Below are 18,799 nucleotides of genomic sequence, written 5' to 3' on the forward strand. Positions count from 1 at the left end.
AACGGCCTTAATCCGGTTTGAGACCAATGCCACCCCCGGGTGGCATTGTTTTTTCAGGATTTTAGTGCCCGTGCTACACTGGCGCTCATTTCGTTACAGCCTGCTGCGGAGGCGTCATGCATTGCCCGTTTTGTAGTGCCGTGGATACCAAGGTGATCGACTCCCGGCTGGTGGCCGAGGGGCACCAGGTGAGGCGGCGGCGCGAGTGCCTGCAATGCCGCGAGCGATTCACCACCTTCGAGATGGCCGAGCTGGTGATGCCGCGGGTCATCAAGAGCAACGGCTCGCGCGAGCCGTTCAACGAGGACAAGCTGCGCGCCGGCATACTGAGAGCACTGGAGAAGCGTCCGGTGAGCATGGAGTCCATCGAGCAGGGTATCAACCGCATCAAGTCTGCCCTGCGTGCCACCGGCGAGCGGGAGGTGCCGAGCGAGCTGGTGGGCAACCTGGTGATGGAGGAGCTCAAGGCCCTCGACAAGGTGGCCTACATTCGCTTTGCCTCCGTCTACCGCAGCTTCGAAGACATTCGTGAGTTTGGCGAAGAGATCGCCAAATTGGAGAAGTGATGTTTAGCCAAGACGATCACCGCTGGATGAGCCGCGCCCTCGAGTTGGCGCGGCGCGGCATCTACACCACGGCCCCCAACCCCAGCGTCGGCTGTGTATTGGTCAACGAAGGCGAGGTGGTGGGTGAGGGGTATCACCGGCGCGCCGGGGAGCCCCATGCCGAAGTGCATGCCCTGCGGGCGGCGGGCGAGCTGGCCCGTGGCGCCACCGCCTACGTCACTCTGGAGCCTTGCTCCCACCACGGCCGCACTCCCCCCTGCGCCAACGCCCTCATCGAGGCCGGTGTGGCCCGGGTGGTGGCCGCCATGGTTGACCCCAATCCCCAGGTGGGGGGACGCGGCCTGCGCCTGCTCGCCGAAGCCGGCATAGAGACCGCGCACGGCCTGCTGGCGGCCGAGGCCGAGGCGCTCAACCCGGGCTTTTTCAAGCGCATGCGCACCGGTTTCCCGCGAGTGACCCTGAAGATGGGGGCGAGCCTGGACGGGCGCACCGCCATGGCCAGCGGCGAGAGCCAGTGGATCACCTCCCCCGAGGCGCGCCGCGACGTGCAGCGCCTGCGCGCGCGCCACGACGCCGTGCTCTCCACCGCCACCACAGTGCTGGCGGATGACGCCTCGCTCACCGTGCGTTGGGACGAGCTGCCCGAGAGCGTCAAGGCCGTCTACCCCATCGATCGCCTGCGCCAGCCGGTGCGCGTTCTCGTCGACTCGAAGAACCGCCTCACTCCGGCCCAGTCCCTGTTCGGCACGGGCGGCGAGGTGTGGCTGGCGCGCCACACTGCGGATGGCACTTGGCCCGCGTCGGTGCGCGAGACCCTGGTGCCGCGTCTGGGGGAGGGGCTCGATCTGGTGAGTCTCTTCATGGTGCTGGCCAGACAGAATATCAACTCTGTGCTGGTGGAGGCGGGCGCCTCGATCGCCGGCGCCCTCATCAATGCCGGCCTGGTCGACGAGCTGGTGCTCTACCAGGCCCCGAAACTCTTGGGGGATGCCGGCCGCGGCCTGTGTCACCTGCCGGGGCTCGAGAAGCTCTCGCGCGCCCCCAGACTCGAGTTGACCGACGTGCGCCGCGTCGGCCCGGATATCCGCATCACAGCCAAGGTGGTTTGACATGTTTACCGGCATCATAGAAGCGGTCGGCACCCTGACAGCCCTGCAGCGCCAAGGGGATGACGTCACCCTGACGGTGCACGCCCCCGCGCTCGATTTTTCCGACGTGAAGCTCGGCGACTCCATCGCCACCAACGGGGTCTGCCTCACCGTCGTGAGTCTGGGAGAGCGCAGCTACAGCGCAGACGTCTCTCTTGAGACCCTCAATCGTACCCGTTTTGTCGACGCCAAGGTGGGCGATCGGGTCAATCTGGAGAAGGCCCTGCTGCCCACCACCCGCCTTGGCGGCCACCTGGTCTCGGGCCACGTGGACGGGGTAGGCCTGGTCAAGAGCAAGTCATCCAGCGGCCGTGCCATCGAGTACTGGATTGCAGCCCCCGGGGAGCTGGCCCGCTATATCGCCGAGAAGGGCTCGATCGCGGTGGACGGCATCAGCCTCACGGTCAACGCCGTGAAGGGATGCGAGTTTCGCCTCACCATAGTCCCGCACACGGCCCAGGAGACCACCATAGCCCAGTGGAAGCCGGGCACCCGGGTCAACCTGGAGGTAGATCAGATAGCCCGCTACCTGGAGCGCCTGATGCAAGGGGAGCGGGGCTCCCAGAGTTCCCTGACCCTGGAGAAGCTGGCCCAATCCGGCTTTTTGTGACCAAGACGGCATTGAAACGCCCCGGTCTGCCCTCATCTTGACCGGGTACCCCGAACGATTCTGGAGAAGCACATGGCACTGAGCAGCACCGCCGAGATTATCGCCGACATCAAGGCCGGCAAGATGGTGATCCTGATGGACGACGAGGACAGAGAGAACGAGGGGGATCTCATCATGGCCGCCTCCTGCGTGCGGCCCGAGGACATCAACTTCATGGCCCGCTACGGCCGTGGCCTCATCTGTTTGACCCTGACCCGGGATCGCTGCAAGCAGCTGGCCCTGCCCCTGATGGTGGACCGTAACAATGCCCAGTTCTCCACCGCCTTCACCGTCTCCATTGAGGCGGCAGAAGGGGTCACCACCGGCATCTCGGCCGCCGATCGCGCCGTTACCGTGCTGGCCGCCGTGGCGCCGGATGCCAAGGCCGCCGATCTGGTGCAGCCGGGTCACATCTTCCCGCTGATGGCCCAGGACGGGGGGGTGCTGACCCGCGCCGGCCACACCGAGGCCGGTTGCGATCTGGCCCGGTTGGCGGGCCACGAGCCGGCGGCCGTCATCGTCGAGATCCTCAACGAAGACGGCACCATGGCGCGGCGCCCGGATCTCGAGCTGTTCGCCGCCGAACACGGCATCAAGCTTGGCACCATCGCGGATCTCATCGAGTATCGCAACCAGAACGAGACCACGGTGGAGCAGGTGGCCGCGTGCAAACTGCCGACCGAGTTCGGGGAGTTTGACCTCATCACCTTCCGCGACACCGTCGACAACCAGATCCACTTCGCCCTCAAGAAGGGGGAGGTCAGGCAGGATGCACCGACCCTGGTGCGGGTGCACCTGCACGATGTGCTGAGCGATCTGCTGATGACCGATCGCCACGCGGCGCGCAGCTGGCCGCTGGCCAAGTCGATGGCGCGCATCGCCAGCGAGGGGGGCGTGCTGGTGATCCTGGGTGCCGAGGCGAGCGGCCAGGAGATCATCAACCGGGTGCGCCAGTTCGAGGCGGTGGACAAGGGCGAGCAGCCGGAAGGGGCCAAGTGGCAGGGCACCTCGCGCCGGGTCGGCGTCGGCTCCCAGATCCTCAAGGCCCTGGGCGTGCGCCAGATGCGCCTGCTTAGCACCCCGAAGAAGTACCACGCCCTCGGCGGCTTCGGCCTGGAAGTTGTGGAGTACGTGGGCGAGTAGGCCATTTATGGTTAATAAGGGCTGACGCTACGGCGCCAGCCTTTTTTTCTCTTATTCAGGGAGGTATCTATTAAGCCCGATATGCCCCCATCATTTCATCTGTGTTTACTGTCAATAGTGGACTGAAAAATCATGGCTTTTTTCCTCCATACATGACGGTCGATCTCTCACCATCTGAGTCTGTTCTTATTTTAATCGTTGCGATAATATAGCCGCGTTCAGGTTTGTGTCGATGGTCAAATACTGCCATCTCACGATTTAATTAACATAAAAAACAAGTAGTTAATAATGGGTTGGATCTTCAGGTTACCCCTTGGACAAGGGGTGACTCTCTTGTCGTTGTTTGTCGCCTTTCACGCTCTGTCGGCAACTCACATTACCTCTCCGTCCGTGCAATCGGAAATCGAGCAGCAACAGCGTGCCCAACTCGAGGAGGCGGCCCGTCAGCGTGAAGATGTGGCGCGTCCGATAACCCTGCCCAAGCCAAGTCCATCCGGAGAGGTCGAGGCCACAGGCCCCTGTTTTGAAGTCACCACGATTCGGTTTGAGGGGAGCTCGGTTCTCGATGAGAATGCCCAGGCGGCCTTGAGTCAGCCCTACCTGCACCGTTGCATGGGATTGGCCCAGATCAATGCCCTTATCCGGGATGTGAGTCAGTGGTACCTGGCCCAGGGCTATATCACCAGCCGTGCGTACCTGCCCGAGCAGGATCTGGCCGGGGGGAGGCTCACCATTGGAGCACTCGAGGGACGCATTGAAGCATTTCGTGTCAATGGAGAGCCAGACCCAGTCACCCGGACACTCTTTCCTGGTCTTGTGGGGCAGATCCTCAACCTGCGGGATCTGGAGCAGGGGGTGGATCAACTGTCACGTCTACGCTCCCTAGCCTATCAGCTCGATATTCAGCCCGGTAAGGCCCCCGGGCAATCAGTCGTCAACCTCAAGGGAAGTCGCAACCTGCCGGTGCAGGGGAGCCTCGGATTTGACAATAGCGGTCAGCAGAGCACCGGTGAGGAGCAAGGACAGCTCTCCTTGAGCCTTGATAATCTGCTTTCTCTGGCAGATCAGTGGACTCTGATGGCTGGCAGTAGCACGGATGGGAGGGCGAGCCACAATGCGACCAATTGGCAGGTCGGCATGAGCCAGCCTTATGGCTATTGGCTCTTTGAAGCCGGCTATCAGTACAGCGATTACCGCAACGATCTTCAATCCCGTGGTTATGTCTATGAGACCCGTGGGGATACCCGTACGACCACAGGTACCCTGACCCGAACCCTCTATCGGGACGGAGAGAGTAAATTTTCCGGGGTGGTGGGGGTTACCCATCGTCGCAGCCGCAACTTCGTGTTGGACCAGTTGCTGGAGTCAAGTAGCTATCAACTCTCCTCTCTGCGCCTCGGTCTCAACATGGCGACTCGATGGAATCGACATTTTTTCACCCTCAACCCTGCGCTGACCCTGGGGACGGACTGGTTTGGTGCCGACCGTGATGCCGGGCGAGTCGACACTTTCCCCAAGGCTCAATTCCAAAAGTGGGGGCTATTTGGCAGTTACAGCACGGGGAATGGACGTTGGGGATGGCTGACGACGGGGGCGCTGCAGTGGTCCCCCGACACTCTCTACAGCGTCGAGCGTATCTCGCTGGGCGGCGAGGCATCCGTTCGTGGCTTCAAGGAGCAGAGCATCAGCGGCGATACCGGTGGGTACCTGCGTAACGAGTTGAGTCTGCAAGGGGACTCGCCCGACTGGTTGGGGCAGTGGAAGGGCTGGCTCGCCCTCGATATGGGACGGCTCGACATGGGCAATCAGGGGGATAGCTGGCGTGGCATGGTGGGGACCGCCATCGGTTGGGAGCAGCGCTATCACCACTTTACCGGCGGCGTCAGCCTGGGCATTCCCCTCAGTGCACCGGGATGGCTCAATGCCGACCCCTGGGTGCTCTACTACCGGGCGAGTGTCCCGTTTTAGTCAGTGGCACAAGGGTTGTGAGTGATAACAAACATGAGCGGATTGGTGAAGGTGGTAGGAATGGATGCGAAAGCAATGAAGCAGGGTGAACCCCGTTTTTCTCTGGTGTGCCGGGCAGTGGTCTACCAACTCTGTCTGATGATGGCCCTGCAGCCGACTCATCCGGCTTTTGCACAAGGCATTGCTGTCGCAACGGGCAATACCACCCTCAATCAGGCGGGGAACGGGGTTCCGATCGTCGATATTGCGACTCCTAATGGAGCCGGGTTGTCCCACAACCTTTACCAAGACTTCAACGTTGGTCAGGCGGGCGTCATTCTCAACAATGCCACCGGCCAGCTCACCCCGACTCAGTTGGGTGGGCTTATTCAAAACAACCCCCATCTCAATGGCCAGGCAGCCAACCTCATCATCAACGAAGTGGTGGGGGCCAACCCTTCCCAACTTCAAGGTTATCTGGAGGTCGCCGGTCAACAGGCCGGGGTGGTGGTGGCCAACCCCAATGGCCTCACCTGTGATGGCTGTGGTTTCATCAACACCCCCAATGTCACCCTCTCCACCGGAAAACCCGTATTGGATGCCCAGGGGCAGTTGCAGGCATTCGATGTCAAGCGGGGGACTCTGACGGTCGGTGGCAAGGGACTGGATACCAGCCGGCAAGCGTCGGTCGATTTGATGGCCCGAGCAGTACGCATCAATGGGGCACTTCACGGCAAAGAGATCAATCTGGTTGCCGGTGCCAACCGAATCGATCGGCACAGCGGTGAGGTGAGGCCGCAGGAGGGCACTGGCCCGACACCTGAGGTGGCCATCGATACAGCCGCCCTCGGTGGCATGTATGCAGGCAAGATCCGTCTGGTCTCCTCGGAGCAGGGGGTGGGGGTCAACCTCGCCAACGTGGTCGCAAGTCAGGGCGATCTGACCCTGGACGCAAGTGGTAAGGTCCGGTTACGTGACAGCTCCAGTGCCAGCCGTCTAACCGTCAACAGCAAGGATGATCTGGCCGTCACCGGGGCTATCCAAAGTGGTGGCGCTGTACATCTGGCGGCGTCTGGCCAGTTGACGGCGCAGGATACGAATGTCGCTGCTACCGGTGATGTCACCCTGACTGCTCGCTCACAGCAATTGCAGCAGAGCAAGGTCAGTAGTGGTGGCAAGTTGGCCCTCAAGGCGAGCGATGCTCTGGTCTTGCGGGATGATGCGTTGCAAGGAGAGTCCATCACAGCCAGTGCTTCCAGCCTGGACTCCCAGTCGGCGATGATCGCTTCTGACATAACGTTGCAGGCCGGACAGTTGCGCCAGGCGGGCGATATTCAGGGTGACCGGGTACAACTGACCGCCGGTGATGTACGCCATCAGGGCGCGACCCTGGCGGCACAGAGCCTGACCATTGATGCGAAGACCCTGGATAACCAGGGCTCCTTAAAGAGCGGGCAGACAATGGCGGTGGCGCTGGGTGAGCGGGGTCATAACGCCGGCCAGCTAAGCGCGGTTGACAGTCTGACATTACGGGCGGGCTCGCGTTGGGAGCAAGATGCACAAGGCAAAAGCGAGGCAGGCAAGAGTATTCGGCTGCAGGCGCCGCAGATTAGCCTGGCCGGCGAGGTGGATGCCCCGTCACTCAATATCAACACCTCTGAACTGACTGTGGCCGGTAAGGCGAAGGGCCGTGAGGTGCAGTTGCAAGCCGACGCACTCACCAACCGGGGTGAAGTACAGGCAGGGCAGACCCTGAACTGGCAAGGCAGCCGACTGGCCAACAGCGGCACCCTGCAGGGGGACAACCAGCTGACCCTCAAGGGCGATACCGTGTTGAATCAGGGCTCCCTGGCGGGAGGAGACAGCCTCACCGTGCAGGTCGACACCCTCGAAAACGAGGGGCGCATCGCCAGTCGGGTGGCAACGTTGGACGGTCGCCAGTTGCGTAGCAGTGGCACACTGCTCGGTGTCTCCAGACTGGCGCTCGGAGGCGATGAATTGGTGCTCACCGGCCAGCAACTGACCGATGGCGAACTGCAATTGGGCAGCCGGCTGCTGCAATTAAGTGGCCAGAGCCTGGTGGGGGGGCAAGCCAGGGTCATGGCCGAAACAGCGCATTTCGATGGCCTGCTGAAGGTTCAATCGCTGGTGCTGAGGGCGAATCTGGTGACAAGCGAGGGCAAGCTGCACAGTCGAGAAGGTATTGCATGGGAAGGGCAACACCTTGTGACGGGAAGTGCAAGTGAGCTGCTGGCCAACCAGAGCGTGAGTCTGAGCGGCGACCAGCTGGTTCTGGGTGGTACGGTTGGTGCGGGCCAAGAGGTGGCCATCAAGGGCAAGCGGGTCACTCAGAGCGGCCAGCTTGTCAGTGGCCAGACGCTGACGATGAAAGCCGAGGAGTTGGCGCTGGCTGGACAAGTGCAAGGACGCGAGATAGCCCTGAACAGCGAGCGAGCAACCCAGCGTGGGCGCATCTTGGCCAGCGATACGCTGAACTGGCACAGCAAGCAGCTCGATAGCAATGGCTGGCTACAGGCCGGTCAAAACCTGAATGTGTTCGGGGAGCATCTGACCCACAATGGCACGGCCGTGACGGCCGGCAATCTGGCGCTCACCTTTGCAGAGCTGAACAGCACGGGTGGCCTGTTTGCCAATGAGATGACAGTGACGGGATCTCGTCTCACCCTGACTGGGGCGTTGGAAAGCAAGACTTCCGCTCGGGTGAAGGCCGACACCCTGCAATTGGGGGGAGAGCTGCGCACCGGTTCAGATCTGGCTCTGGGGGCGACCTTGCTGACGCTCTCAGGCTCCCAGCGTGTCGGGGGCAACCTGCACTTGCAGGCAGAGCAGGCGGATATGGGCGGTGATCTTGAGGTAGGGCAAGCGCTCACCCTCGAGACCAGAGCGCTTGCCAGCGGTGGCAAGCTGTTGGCGCGCCAGGCGGATATCGGTGCCATGAACTGGCAGCAGCGCGGGACATTGACGACCGACGATGCACTGACTTGGCGTGGCCACAACCTGACTCAGGATGGCGATGGCCTGCTGCAAGCCGGTGGTGCGATAAACCTGACTGGCGATGACATTCTCCTGGCCGGGGATGTGGCGGCCAAAGGCAATATGGCGGTGGTGGCAAATGGGTACCGGCAACAGGGGGCCATGAATGTAGCCCGGGAGCTGAGTATCGATGCCAAGACACTGCAACTGGGCGGTTCCACTCAGGCAAACAGCGCAAAGTTGCACAGCCTGGCGGGGGTAAGCCGTGGTCAGCATCTGATCGCGCAGCACTTCAGCTGGCAGAGCGATGAGTTGAGCAATCAGGGCTGGTTGCAGGCAGGCGATGCTCTCACGCTGACTAGCCGTATGCTCGAGAACGAGGGGACGGCGATTGCCGGTGGTGAGCACCAACTCAGTGCCACGGAGCGGCTCATTAACCGGGGTAATTTGGCGGGCAAGACTCTCTCCCTCAAGAGCAAGGCACTGCAAAGCGGCGGCTTGCTTCAGGGCAAACAAGGCATCACCCTTCAGGCCGAAGAGGCTACCCTGACCGGGCGTTTGACCAGTCAGGGGCAGGTTCAACTGGGCGCCAATCTGCTGGCCCTGGCCGGTAACGGAAATATTGGTGGTGCTCTGACGCTGAAGGGGGATACTCAGCAGCTGGCCGGGGCCTGGCGGGTTGGCGGGTTGCTGCAAAGCACCGGTAAACAACTGACATTGGCTGGTGACTGGCAGGCCGGTCAGTGGCAAGTGCAGGCTGATGAGCTTACCAACAAGGGCCGTCTTGCCAGCGAACAGGCCGCCAATCTGCAGGTGGGAGAGTGGCATAACGAGCAGGGCGCAACCCTGATTGTCGGGGGGGCGCTGAGCCTGACCGGCAAACGCGTGGTGCAGCAGGGAAGCTGGCTTGGCAAGGGTGAGCAGACTCTGGCGGTTGACGAGTTCGAACAGCAGGGACAGTGGGTCGGTGACGGCGCCTTGCAGGTGAAAGGCCACAAGCTGGTCAATAGCGGTACCTTGCGGGCTGCAGGCCTCGACTTCACCCTGGATGAGCTTGAAAACCGGGGCCGGATGGAGAGCGGTGGTGAGCTTAACTGGCAGGGGGCGCAGTGGCGCAATCTGGGCGCGCTGTTGGCAGGGCGTGCCACGCTCACGGGCGACACCTTGTTCAACAGCGGGGATGTGGGTACTCGTCAACTGACCATGAAGGCGGTCACCCGTCTGGACAACCGCAACGTACTGGTTGGCAAGGAGGGGATAAACCTGACGGCGGGGACCCTGGACTCCCAGGGTGACATGCTGAGCAACGGTTCCATGCAGTTGGGGGCCTCACTCCTGACGTTAAATGGCCTGACCCAGGCCGACGGTGAACTGGTTGTGACGGCGGAGCAGGCGACGCTGGCTGGCACCCTGGCCGCCGACCAACTGCAGTGGCGCGGCAAGACGCTGCTGATGTCGGGCACGGTGGCCGCGCGAGATGCCACCTTGAGTGGTGAACAAGTGACGTTGGGTGGGACCCTCAAAGGGGACCACCAACAGGTGACGGCGACTACCCTCACGACCGGTCAGCAGAGTCAACTGCTGGCCAAAGAGGGGCAGCAGCTGACCGCCGCAGAGATGGCCCTGAAAGGCAGCGTAGTGGCGGGCCAGACACAGGGTATCAACGCCACCCGGTTGTCGCAGCAGGGCGTGCTGGCCAGTGGTGGCCAGTTGGCACTGCAAGTGACCGATACCCTGCACAACGATGGCAAGGTGTCGGCGCAAGCGATAACGCTGACGGCAGCCCACATCGACAACGGGGGGGCGCTGGTCAGCAAGGGCGCACTGAACCTGAAGACAGGCACCCTGACTAACCGCGGCCACTGGCAATCGGACCAGGGCATCACCTTGACGGCCAACCGGCTGCTCAACAGCGGTCAGTGGGTCAGCGGCCTGGGTCAGACATTGACACTGGATGCACTGGATAACAGCGGAGCGTTGCTTGCCGGTGCAGGCCTTACCATCAACGCCCCCCAGTTGAGCAGCAGCGGCAAGCTGCTGGCCAATAAAGACCTTGTTCTGAACACCAATGAAGCCACGCTGGGCAGTGGTAGCACCACGGCCAGCAATGGCCAGTTACAACTCCATGCGGGCACCTTGACCAGCCAGGGGACGCTGTCATCGGCGGGAGATCTGAGCTGGCAAGGTGCAAATTTGGCGCACAGTGGCAATGCGGTGACCAATGGCGCGCTCACCCTGCAGGGCGAGTCCGTCACCCTGGACGGTGACCTGCAAGGGGAGCGGGTGTTGCTGGACTCCGGCACATTGACCAGCCGCGGCAAACTGACCAGCCGTGGCGATCTGACGGTCAATGCTCGCGCTGCGGTGCAGCACCATGGCCAACTGCAAGGCAACCAGATTGTGCTGCGCAGTGCCAGCTGGCAGGGAAGTGGTGGCGTCAGCAGCGGGGGACCTCTCGAACTGCGCACTGGCCAGCTGCAACTGGCCGGCCCATGGCGTATTCGCGGTGGTGCGAACATTCAGGCCGATACCATGACGCTGGGTGGCTCGCTGGTCACCGGCGGCGATCTCTCCCTCACCAGTCTCGGTGCACTGGCCAGCCAGGCCGGCAGTGAGTTGGTGGCGGGCGGCGCCCTCTCCGTGAGCGGCAGCACCCTGAGTCAGCAGGGGCTGTGGCAGTCGGGCCGTGGCATGGCGCTCAAGGGTACCCGGCTCGCACAGCAGGGCGATCTGCTGGCGGGAGGCGATCTCCAGTTGCAGAGCGCCAGTTGGCTGGCAGGCGGCAAGACGCGTACCCAGGGCGTGCTGAAGGCGGCGCTGGGTGAGAGCACCACCCTAGATGGTACCCTGCAGGCCGACGGGGGGATCCTCCTCTCGGCGCCCTCCCTCACCCTCAAGGGAACGCTGGCCTCGAAGGGTCATATCAGCCTGAGCGCCACCTCGCTCCTGACCCAGCTCGGCAACCTGTTGAGCGGCGGCGAGCTCACCCTCAATGCCGCCCGGATTGCCCAGCAGGGTCGCATCGAGGCGGGTGCTTTGCAAAGTCACGGCGCGCTGCAAAACGACGGCATCATGCTGGTGGCGGGCAAGGGGACAGTGGCCGGTGTCCACCTCGATAACCGGGGTACCCTGCAGGGGGGCGAGCTGGTCATCGGCTCGACCCGGCTCGATAACCGGGGCACGGTGCTGGCAAATAGCCTCTCCCTCACCAGCGACACACTCGGCAACAGCGGACGGTTGCAGGGGGGGAGTCTGACCCTCACCACCCAACGACTGGATAACGCACAAGGGGCCGTGCTGCGTGCCCAAACCGTGGGCAGCCTCACTGCCACCACCCTGGCCAACCGGGGCGAGATCTCGTCGGCGGGGCAGCTTCAGCTAAGCGGCAACCAGCTCGAAAACCTGGGCCTGGTCAGCGCCAACTGGCTGGCGGCTTCGCCCCTGGCGCTGCTGCACAACAGTGGCACCCTCTTCGGCCAGCAACTGACCCTCAAGAGTGCCGATATCCGGGCCCCGGGCAAGATCCTGGCGGGGCAGAAGGGCAGCATAGAGGCAGGCCGGGTCAGCGCCCTCGGCGAGTGGCTCTCCGGCGGCGATCTGGCCCTCAGTGTCGGCTCATCGCTGACCAGCCAGGGCACGCTGAGCGCCAAGGGGGCGCTCGATCTGCGAGTGCAGGGGGACTGGCAACATCAGGGGCAGTGGGGAGCAGGCTCGCGCTTTACCGCCACCACCACGGGTCAGCTCAATAACCTCGGCGCTCTGGTGAGCAACGGCGTCATGCAGCTGAATGCCCAGCGGCTGGAGAACAGCGGCAGCGTGCAGGCTGGTAGTACACAAAATTTAGATATCAAAGGGGGCTTGCTAAATAACGGAATGATAGCCAGCCTGGGTGAGCAACATATCAACTCTAAGGGGGTTTATAACTCCGGAACCATTTATTCTCATTGGAATATGCTGCTAGGTGTCAGTGATGGTCTGGAAAATAATTATGGTATCATATTGTCAGATGGTGATTTTCATATCAGAGGCTTGTCAGATGGGCTTAAGGCTGCATCATTATTAAATCGTTCTGGTCACATAGAAAGTGGCCAAAACCTTACAGTTGAATCACAGGAGATTATAAATGAGCGTAATGGTTTTACTCTTCATGAGGAAAGCCTTGTTCATACCGATAACATCCCTCTATACGTAGATGTGCTCCCCATTCGTATTGACGAAGAACGATATTGTGGTAGTGGGAAGAATGGGGGAGGGTGCCGAATGCTCTACTCTCCAGTCTATGCAGACAATGCGACAGCACCTCAGCTTAAAATGATAGAGCACAAGCGATTAACTATGCCCTCAATAGGAGGGGGGCAGGCCGTAATAGTGAGTAAGGAAAATGTTACGCTGAATGTTGGTCGGATTGTCAATGATGCCTCCATCATCAGTGCCGGACTGGATCTTAACATGTACGGTAATGCTCTAACTAATAAAGCCTATCAGTTGGGGGATTCAATTACTGAAGCAAAATACTCCTACGCAGGGAATCGCCCTGATGGTGCTCGTTATGGTTATCGATTGGAATTGCAAGACTTGGTAACTCGATATGATAATGCGAGTGTGCTTCAAGGGGATTTATCTGCTGGACGAAATATTAATGGATCATTTATCAGTCAAGTTGATAACGTCACCATCAAAGCCCATGCCGGCCCGGTCAGCACCACCACCCAGCGTCCCTCCATCTCCTTGCCGCAAGCACAGGGTGCGGGTACCGCCCCCGGCCTGCAGGGGGATGCCCAATACCTTTCCCAGCAGCTAAAACCGGTCGGCCCCGACAACGGGGTGCCGTTGCCTGACTTCCAGTTGCCCAGCGGCGACAAGGGGCTCTTTACCGTCACCGGCAAGAGCGACAGCCCCTATCTGATCGAAGTAAACCCCCTGCTGGCCAATTTGGGTCAGGCTGGCAACGGCATGCTGGAGCGTATCGATGCGGCGCTCCGGCAGCAGTTGCAGGGCGCGGGACAACTCTCCTTCGATGCGGTTTCGGGTAATGGCGGCATTGCCCAGGTGGCTGGTCATGGCACTGATTGGGCGCTGCCGAGCCGTGCAAGCAGCGGGGGAAATGCCCCTGAGTTGCGGTCGTTAAGCGGTATGATACCGTCAAACAGTGGTCATGTTGCCACATCGGGTCAGTGGCAACAGAGTCTGCAACCGGGTTGGCACTCCCCCGTGGTTGCGGCCGTGGCGGTAACCGGGCCGGGGGCGGTACAGACGGGGCAGCAAGTCATTCCTGCGCTGGCGACCCAGCCGCAGATTGAGACCAGCCCTACCCTGACCCAGGTCAACCAGTTCCTCGGCTCCAACTACTTCTTCGCGCAAGTTGGCTTTACCCCGGAGAAAGATATCAAGCTACTGGGTGATGCCGCCTTCGATACTCGGGTCATCCGGGATGCGGTGTTGGCCCAGACCGGGCGGCGCTTTATCAACGGGGAGATGGGGTCCGATCTTGCCCAGATGCGCGCCCTTATCGACAATGCGGCCAAAAACCAGCGCGAGCTGGGGCTCAGCCCCGGGGTTGCCTTGACGTCCGCTCAGGTGGCGCAACTGGGCCGCAGCATGGTCTGGTGGGAGCCGGTCTGGTATCAGGGCAAGATCGTGCTGGCGCCCAAGCTCTACCTGACCGAAGTCGACAAACGCCACCTCTCCGGCAGCGTCATCACCGCCGCCAACATCGATCTCACCGCCGGCGGCATCAACAACAGTGGCACCCTGCTGGCCGACGGTACCCTGTCGCTCAAGAGTGGCAGCACCCTGGTCAACCAGGGGCAGATCCAGGCCGGTGGGCGGCTCGAGCTGCTTGCCAGGGGCGATATCCTCAACCAGAACCTGATCAAGGGGGGTGAGGTCGCCATCGCCTCTCTGGAGGGGTCGGTACGCAACGAAACCCAGACGGCGCAGCGTCACGTGGATGTCAACGGTGTGCTGTCGAATGAGTTGACCGAGCAGACCCGTTTCAGTCGCACCGACGTGGGTGAGATTGCCCGCATCGAGTCGGCGGGCAACCTGCTGCTGCAGGCCGGGCAGGATATCTCCCTCTCGGCCAGCCAGCTGCTGGCCGGACTCGACATGTCGCTGTCGGCGGGGCGGGACATCAACATCGGCAGTGTCGAAGATCGTCGCAAGTGGGAGGAGGGCAACAGCCGCTTCGCCCGGGTTGAGCAGCTGATGAGTGAACTGAATGCTGGCGGTCGTGTTGCTATCCAGGCGGGCCAAGACCTGGCGCTCAGCGCATCCCGTGTCGAGGGGAAGGGGGATATCAACCTGCTGGCGGGCAATAACCTGCTCTTGGCCAGTGAAGCCAATCAAAGCAGCGATGATATTCGTCGTGGCAACAAACACATCATCGATCGCACCACTACCCAGCAGGGCGTCGAACTCAGTGGCAACAATCTGATGCTTGAAGCGGGCAACAACTTGTTGGCTCAGGCCAGTACACTGGATGCGAAAGGGAATGCTGCGTTGCTGGCCGGTGGTGAACTGCAGTTACTGACAGCAGACAACGAGGTCTATCACTTCGAGCAGAGCAAGAGCAAAGGCTTCCTGAAGTCGAAATCTACCGAAATAGAGCAGAAGGATGTGACGGCGCAGGGGACGACCATCACTGCCGGTGGCAACGTGAGCTTGGCCAGTCAGGGGGACATGGCCCTCAAAGGCAGCGCCATCAAGGCCGGAGAGACCCTGAGTCTTGAAACGGATGGAATGTTGAAGTTGTTGACGGCCACCGATGAGCATTTCTACCGCAAGGATGAGAAGAAGAGCGGTGTCATGGTCAAGATGTCCGGCAATGGTACCAACAGTACCACCGAGCGCCAAAACCAGCTGGACGGTGCAGATATCAATATCAATGCGGGTCAGGGTGTGCTGTTGCAAGTGGGGCAGAAGGAGGGAGAAAGCCTGCAGGCGCGGCTGGATACCCTGGTGGCGCAACCCGGCATGGCCTGGGTGGGGCAGGTTCGCAGTATGCCAGGCGTGAAGATGGAGGCAGTGCAAGAGGCTTATGAGCAGTGGAACTATAGCCAGCAAAGTCTGAGTCCAATTGCTTCCTCAATTATTGCCATTGCTCTGGCGGTGGCAACGGCAGGCGCAGGTGCTGCTGCACTGGCTGCAGCTCAAGGGGTTACGACTGCATCTATTGCCGGGACAGCTTCGGCTGCCATGGCCAATGCAGCGTTCAGCACCCTGGTTAGCCAGGCAACTATCTCCACCATTAACAATGGCGGCAATCTGGGCGCCGTACTCAAAGAGATGGGCAGCAGTGCCAGTGTCAAGCAGTTGGCGACCTCGGTGGCCAGTGCGGGGGCTTTGCAAGGACTGGATAATGCGATGGGGTGGGCGAGTGCGGCACCAGCCGCCAGCAATGCAGCCAGCCAGCCTGCGGCCTCCAATCTGTTCTCCTGGGATACCTTTAACCGGGTAACCAGTCATGCGGCGGTAACGGCGGGGATCGATACCACCATCAATGGCTCCAACTTCGCCGACACCTTTAAAGCCAGCCTGCTGGCCAATATTCAGGGAGAGGTGGGTAAGTCCACCGCCAACTGGATAGGGGATCAAGGCATTAAATATGATACTGCCAACAGCCCGTTGGCAGAGGCAGGGAAAATCGCTGCCCATGGGGTGACCAGCGGTGCCATTGCCGAGATCACTGGCGGCAAGTTTGCGGCGGGAGCGGCCGGTGGTGCCATGTCGGAGCTGGCGAGCAACTGGAGCAGCCAAGTCTTCTCAGACACCGAGCATCAGGTCGCCTTTAACAAGGTACTGGGCGGCTTGGCTGCGGTGGCGGTGACAGGCGATCAAAGCCAGTTTGATACCGGGGCTGAGCGGGCGGAGGATGTATATCGATTTAACACTCTAGAACATCTTAAGTATCTTTCTGCTGAAGCAATATTGGAGCAAATATCCCAAGATATAGCACCTATTATTGATGAGGCCGATAAGCAAGCAAAAATAGAGACAGCTAAGGCTAGTGCACTAGTAGCAAGTGGTATAATTTTATGGCCGTCTGTTCCGTTTGAGGTTGTTGCAACAAGTGCGACTATAAACACTTTGGCTAATGGTGCATATCAATGGTTTGATATGAGCCTCCCTGGAAATGAGAATAAAACATGGGATTATTGGGGTACTGCTAGTGCAGTTGTTACAGGCGCATTATCACCAGGTCGTGGTATATGGCAGAATGTAGGCATTAGTATGGGGGCTGCATTTATAGTTGATGGGGCTGATCCCGGTAAAGTTGGTGGAGCTGGTGGAGGGGCGCTAGCTGGAGGGTTGTTTGGTAAATATGCACCCGCAGGAGCAGGTGAGCTTCTAGGTGATAATCAGCTCCCCTCGGTTGTTTATGACTTTGTTAGTGGTGTAACATCGGAGTTCTCATCTGATTATTTCAAGGTGAAAGCGAGCGAAGCATTTGATAAGAAAGGTGATAAACAATGAGGGCTGTTTGTAGGTTTGTTTATTTGTATCTCTACTCCTGTTTTTTTTGTGTGTTGTTGTTATTGTTTGTTGGTTTTTCCATTTCTGCTGCCTTTTATTTTTTACATGGTTCATTTTCTTTCCCTATGGAGCAAATCGAGCGAGCTATTGCCTTTGGTGTTATTTGTGGTACGTCTATAACCTTGTATGCCATTATTACATTTCTCATTAAGAAGATTAAATCTTCATGGCGTTGTTAGGGGCGTTGTTGATTAAATTCTGGGACACCCACCATTTTGACGGGAGCGTAGCGGTCTGCTTGGCTTAAGCGATAGGGAAATTCCGGAAGGAAATTCCGGGACACCCACCATTTTGACAGGGGCGTAGTGGTCTGCTTGGCTTGAGGCATCACTGCCGAGTGTAGTGGCATAGTGAATTTGGCCACCTGATTAGAGGTGATACTCTCACCTCATACACTGACAGGTGGCATCATGACCCAACCAAAACGACGTACTTTTACCCCTCAGTTCAGACTCGAATGTGCACAGCTCGTGCTCGATCAGGGATACTCTTTTCGTTCCGCATGCGACGCGATGGGGGTCAGTAAATCGGCCCTGGAGTACTGGGTTCGTCAGCTACGCTCGGAGCGGGCTGGCGCATCTACCAAGGGGACGCCGGAAGGAAACTGGGACACCCACCATTTTGACAAAGATTCTGGGGACACCCACCATTTTGACAGAGGCGTAGCGCTCTGCTGGACTTGAAGCATCACTGCCGAGGAACTTTCCATGACCATCGCCCGTTCACGTCAGATCAGCCTGCAGGATACGCCTTACTACCACGTGGTCAGCCGCTGCGTGCGGCGGGCCTTTCTGTGTGGGGAAGATGCCCACTCGGGCCAGAGTTACGAGCATCGCCGTCAGTGGGTGGTTGACCGGCTGGGTCAGCTGTCGCAGCTCTTTGCCATCGGCATCTGCGCCTACGCGGTGATGAGCAACCACTACCACCTGGTGCTGAAAGTGGATGCCGAGCAGGCGCAAGGCTGGAGCGAGCGAGAGGTGGCCGAGCGCTGGGCCGGGCTGTTTCAGTGGCCGCTGCTGGTACGGCGCTGGTATCAGGGGGATGCCCTGATTGAGCCAGAGCTCTTGGTGGTGCAGGGGCTGATAGAGGAGTGGCGCAGGAGGCTCTACTCCATCAGCTGGTTTGCGCGCCTGCTCAACGAAGGGCTGGCTCGCCAAGCTAATCAGGAAGACAGCTGCAAGGGTCACTTCTGGGAGGGGCGCTTCAAGAGTCAGGCCCTGCTGACCGAGTCGGCGCTGCTCGCCTGTATGGCCTATGTGGAGCTCAACCCCATTCGCGCCAAACTCGCCGACCGACCCGAGGAGAGTGACTACACCAGCATCAGCCAGCGTCTGGGAAGGGCCCAGACCACCGAGTTGCCACCCCTGCTGCTGCCGTTTGCCAAGCAGGATGAACACGAGTCACTCCCCTATACCTTCAGCGACTATCTGGCGCTGGTTGACTGGACGGGGCGGGCCATCCGTGATGACAAGCGGGGCCATATCCCTGAGGCGCTTTCCCCCATACTGGAGCGCCTGCAACTCGACGCTGAGGACTGGCTCAAGCAGGTTAGGCTGTTTAAGCGAAGCGGCATCCGGGCCATCGGTCACGGCGTGGCGCGAGAGCGTTACGCCCACCACTGCGGCCAGCGACGGTGTCATCAGCCCGCCACCTGATTATTTGTGCATCTGGATACCACCGTATCATCCATGCGTCTCCTGCATGACCCGCTGCTATTGCCATCGTGTGGATTACGCATCCACAGCGGCTATATGGTGATCGCCGATCCTCTGCTCAGCAGCCAGTCGTTAGATTCTTAGAGACCCCAAGAGCCGCAG

Annotated in this window: 8 protein-coding genes; all 8 read left to right on the forward strand. The window is 60.2% G+C overall.

Features of this window, described 5'->3' with window-relative positions:
• Positions 1-116: 116 nt before the first annotated feature.
• The 8 genes from nrdR (at position 117) to AB5Y48_RS09175 (ending at position 18,637) form a co-directional block, all read left to right on the forward strand.
• Positions 117-566 carry a transcriptional regulator NrdR gene (gene nrdR / locus AB5Y48_RS09140; protein WP_050666074.1) on the forward strand — a complete coding sequence of 150 codons (450 nt, stop codon included), beginning with the start codon at positions 117-119 and terminating at the stop codon, positions 564-566.
• Positions 566-1,675, forward strand: a complete 1,110-nt coding sequence (gene ribD / locus AB5Y48_RS09145; RefSeq protein WP_368164259.1) for a bifunctional diaminohydroxyphosphoribosylaminopyrimidine deaminase/5-amino-6-(5-phosphoribosylamino)uracil reductase RibD — start codon at positions 566-568, stop codon at positions 1,673-1,675. The genes nrdR and ribD overlap by 1 nt, the downstream gene beginning before the upstream one ends.
• Before the next feature lies 1 nt (position 1,676).
• On the forward strand, positions 1,677-2,324 hold the full coding sequence (locus tag AB5Y48_RS09150; protein WP_050666076.1) for a riboflavin synthase: 648 nt from the start codon (positions 1,677-1,679) through the stop codon (positions 2,322-2,324).
• 72 nt (positions 2,325-2,396) lie between these two features.
• Positions 2,397-3,506, forward strand: a complete 1,110-nt coding sequence (gene ribBA / locus AB5Y48_RS09155) for a bifunctional 3,4-dihydroxy-2-butanone-4-phosphate synthase/GTP cyclohydrolase II (protein ID WP_060584564.1) — start codon at positions 2,397-2,399, stop codon at positions 3,504-3,506.
• 390 nt (positions 3,507-3,896) lie between these two features.
• Complete coding sequence (locus AB5Y48_RS09160) at positions 3,897-5,474, forward strand: ShlB/FhaC/HecB family hemolysin secretion/activation protein (protein WP_368164260.1); 1,578 nt, start codon at positions 3,897-3,899, stop codon at positions 5,472-5,474.
• Between the two features lie 60 nt (positions 5,475-5,534).
• Entirely contained in the window at positions 5,535-16,922 is an 11,388-nt protein-coding gene (locus tag AB5Y48_RS09165; RefSeq protein WP_368164261.1) for a DUF637 domain-containing protein, read from the forward strand.
• A gap of 470 nt (positions 16,923-17,392) precedes the next feature.
• The gene (locus tag AB5Y48_RS09170) at positions 17,393-17,665 is read left to right on the forward strand and encodes a transposase (RefSeq protein ID WP_368164262.1); all 273 of its coding nucleotides are present in this window, start codon (positions 17,393-17,395) and stop codon (positions 17,663-17,665) included.
• A 24-nt stretch (positions 17,666-17,689) separates the two neighbouring features.
• Positions 17,690-18,637, forward strand: coding sequence for a transposase (locus tag AB5Y48_RS09175; RefSeq protein WP_368164263.1), 948 nt, complete (start codon positions 17,690-17,692; stop codon positions 18,635-18,637).
• Positions 18,638-18,799: the final 162 nt, after the last annotated feature.

Origin of the sequence: Aeromonas sp. R6-2, assembly GCF_040908155.1 — a bacterium.
GTDB classification, from domain to species: Bacteria; Pseudomonadota; Gammaproteobacteria; order Enterobacterales; family Aeromonadaceae; genus Aeromonas; species Aeromonas schubertii.

What these genes read in the sequence shown, in the direction of transcription:
- nrdR (WP_050666074.1), top strand. Translation starts at nt 117, where the DNA reads ATGCATTGCCCGTTTTGTAGTGCCGTGGATACCAAGGTGATCGACTCC.
- ribD (WP_368164259.1), top strand. Translation starts at nt 566, where the DNA reads ATGTTTAGCCAAGACGATCACCGCTGGATGAGCCGCGCCCTCGAGTTG.
- AB5Y48_RS09150 (WP_050666076.1), top strand. Translation starts at nt 1,677, where the DNA reads ATGTTTACCGGCATCATAGAAGCGGTCGGCACCCTGACAGCCCTGCAG.
- ribBA (WP_060584564.1), top strand. Translation starts at nt 2,397, where the DNA reads ATGGCACTGAGCAGCACCGCCGAGATTATCGCCGACATCAAGGCCGGC.
- AB5Y48_RS09165 (WP_368164261.1), top strand. Translation starts at nt 5,535, where the DNA reads ATGGATGCGAAAGCAATGAAGCAGGGTGAACCCCGTTTTTCTCTGGTG.
- AB5Y48_RS09170 (WP_368164262.1), top strand. Translation starts at nt 17,393, where the DNA reads ATGACCCAACCAAAACGACGTACTTTTACCCCTCAGTTCAGACTCGAA.
- AB5Y48_RS09175 (WP_368164263.1), top strand. Translation starts at nt 17,690, where the DNA reads ATGACCATCGCCCGTTCACGTCAGATCAGCCTGCAGGATACGCCTTAC.